The sequence below is a fragment of the Flavobacterium sp. genome, assembly GCF_028712645.1.
GTDB lineage: Bacteria > Bacteroidota > Bacteroidia > Flavobacteriales > Flavobacteriaceae > Flavobacterium.
The window spans coordinates 1-2621 of sequence record NZ_JAQTPQ010000378.1 but is presented as its reverse complement, the minus strand read 5'-3'; the positions used below and the strand labels follow the sequence as shown (position 1 = coordinate 2621).

The 2621-nt window shown below is 34.0% G+C and carries 2 protein-coding genes and 1 pseudogene; 2 read left to right on the top strand and 1 reads right to left on the bottom strand.

Features of this window, described 5'->3' with window-relative positions; genetic code table 11:
* Together PHC28_RS18115 and PHC28_RS18110 are read left to right on the top strand one after the other, a co-directional pair.
* A pseudogene (locus PHC28_RS18115) lies at window positions 1-904 on the top strand (AGE family epimerase/isomerase); the annotation flags it as partial.
* Window positions 905-1051: 147 nt separating this feature from the next.
* Window positions 1052-1873 carry a mechanosensitive ion channel domain-containing protein gene (locus tag PHC28_RS18110; RefSeq protein ID WP_300103821.1) on the top strand — a complete coding sequence of 274 codons (822 nt, stop codon included), beginning with the start codon at window positions 1052-1054 and terminating at the stop codon, window positions 1871-1873.
* 2 nt (window positions 1874-1875) lie between these two features.
* On the opposite strand, the gene tsaB is transcribed toward PHC28_RS18110, so the two are convergent.
* Window positions 1876-2544 carry a tRNA (adenosine(37)-N6)-threonylcarbamoyltransferase complex dimerization subunit type 1 TsaB gene (gene tsaB, locus PHC28_RS18105; RefSeq protein WP_300103817.1) on the bottom strand — a complete coding sequence of 223 codons (669 nt, stop codon included), beginning with the start codon at window positions 2542-2544 and terminating at the stop codon, window positions 1876-1878.
* Window positions 2545-2621 lie beyond the last annotated feature (77 nt).

Sequence of the window (2621 nt, the reverse complement as noted above, 5' to 3'; positions counted from 1 at the left end):
AGAGAAAATCGCAAAAGACAACAGCATTGAACTTATAACACTCGAGAAAAAGAAAAAATTCTGGGAAAGTGTACTCTACATCAAAAGAGAAAAACGTTCTAAACCAAGATTGGACGATAAATGTTTGACTTCTTGGAACGCCATAATGCTCAAAGGATTTGTAGACGCTTACAAAGCTTTGCAAGATAAAAAATATATAGAATTAGCTTTGCAAAATGCCGATTTTATCATCAAAAATCTTTGGTCAAGCGAAGGGAGTTTGTTGCATAATTATAAAAATAAAAAAAGCACCATCAACGGATATTTAGAAGATTATTGTTTTGTGATTGCTGCGTTTATTGCTTTATACGAAGTGACTTTCGACGAAAAATGGCTTCAATACGCCAAACAATTAACGGATTATAGTTTGGAACATTTTTACGATGACAAAACTGGATTTTTTGCTTTTACTTCCAATCTTGACGAAGCTTTAATTACTTCGCATTTTGAAACCGAAGACAATGTAATTCCAGCATCCAATTCAGTGATGGCGAAAAATTTGTTTCAGTTGGGCATTCATTTTGAAAATTCTTATTACGAAAAAGTAAGCCAAAAAATGTTGCAAACTATTTTACCAAATATTGAATATCCTTCAGCTTATTCCAACTGGATGGATTTGGCTTTAAACTATTCAGAAGAAAACAAGGAATTGGCGATATGTGGTGATTTGGCATCGGAATATTGCAGTAAAATAAATAGTCTTTACTTGCCTAATATAGTTTTGGCAGGAACAAAAAAACCTTCCAATCTTCCTTTTTTGAAAGATCGCTTTAAGGAAAATGAAACACTTTTTTATCTTTGCCAAAATAAAACTTGTTCAGCTCCAAGTACTGACTTTAAAGAAATAATTTCGAAATTAAATTAGTAATTAAAAAAAGATTCACATATATATTAGCCACAGATTAACGGATAAAATGGATTTTATGAACTATTTTTAAAAAGAATCTGTGTAAATCTGTGGCAAAAAAAATATTTACATATTTATGCGAACAAACTTAAAAACAACAACAAAATGACGGTAACTCCAGAACATATAACAAATTACGCCGAAGCTTTTATCAAAGTTTCAATCGATTATGCGCCAAAACTAATTTCCGCAATACTAATCCTGTTCGTGGGACTTTATGCCATTCGATTCATCAATAGACTCATCAGGAAAATAATGATAAAGAGGAATTTAGATCCTACGCTAACTAAATTTCTTGCCGATATTTTACTTTGGGTTTTGAGAGTTTTATTATTTGTTTCGTTCATCGATAAATTAGGAATAGGAACATCATCATTTGTTGCCATTCTAGGCGCAATGGGACTTGCCGTAGGTTTATCGCTTCAAGGTTCCTTGTCTAATTTTGCTGGAGGAATGTTGATTATTATGTTCAAACCATTTAAAGTTGGCGATGTTATTGAAGCTCAAGGAATAGTAGGAACAGTTCACGAAATACAAATATTTGTGACCAAAATAATCAACTCTACCAATCAAACTATTTTTATTCCGAATGGTTCGTTGTCAAATGGAAATATCACCAACTATTCGATGGAAGGATCTCGAAAAGCCGATTTGACCATTTCGATTTCTTATGATACCGACATTCGAAAAGCTAAAGCAATTATTTTGGAAGTTTTAAACAACAATCCAAAAGTGCTAAAAACACCTACAGCTGATGTTTCGGTAAAGAATTTGACCGATAGTTCCATCCAACTCGCCGTTAGACCTTGGGCAAAAAATGAAGATTTTTGGGGAGTTTACTCTGATACTTTGGAAAATTGTAAACTGGCTTTTGATGCAGCTGAAATTGTGATTCAACCTTTTGTGAAAGAGGTTTCGAGAAAATAATTCTATTTCTTCGAAACTATCATCATAAAATCCTTCAAATAATACGGTTCAAAGTAAGCGACATCAACAATGTCATTTTTTTTGTATTTTTCGAAACTTAAAAAGCTCATTTCTTTTGCCGATGGGTATTTGATTTCTTCCAAGAAAATGAAGTTTTCCTTAGTCAAAACCAGTTTGCATTTTTCGGCACAATCACCCACAAAATAAAGAGTTTCCTGCAAATCTTCGAAGGAGTTTTTGGTAATTACTTCGGCTTGAACGGCTCTTTTATTTTCGAAATTTGGCGTAAAAATAGCGCTGTACACTTCCATTCTTCGGGCATCGAGCATTGGAATTATCAATCCGCTGGAAACATTGGCTTGCGAAGCCAAAACTTGCAAAGTGTCGACTGCAATTAATGGAATTTCCAAAGCAAAACACAATCCTTTGGCTGCAGAAACTCCAATGCGCAATCCTGTATATGAACCTGGGCCTTGACTCACAGCAATCGCCGATAAATCTTGAAAAGTAATCCCAGCTTCTTTGATAATTTCTTCTATAAAAACGTGTAATCGCTCAGCGTGGGAATAACCTTCTTCGGCAATTTCTTTGCATAAAATTGTCTTTCCTCCTCTTGACAAATCAACAGAACAATTCTTAGTAGCGGTTTCGATGTTGAGAATGTAAGGCAAAATGGGGTTTAGATTTGGGGTTTAATTCTAAATTATTTCTTTCCAAATTGTCATTCCGACGAAGGAGGAATCTCATA

Excerpts from the sequence above, each read along its gene's own strand:
- PHC28_RS18110 (WP_300103821.1), top strand. The coding sequence starts at position 1,052 with ATGACGGTAACTCCAGAACATATAACAAATTACGCCGAAGCTTTTATC.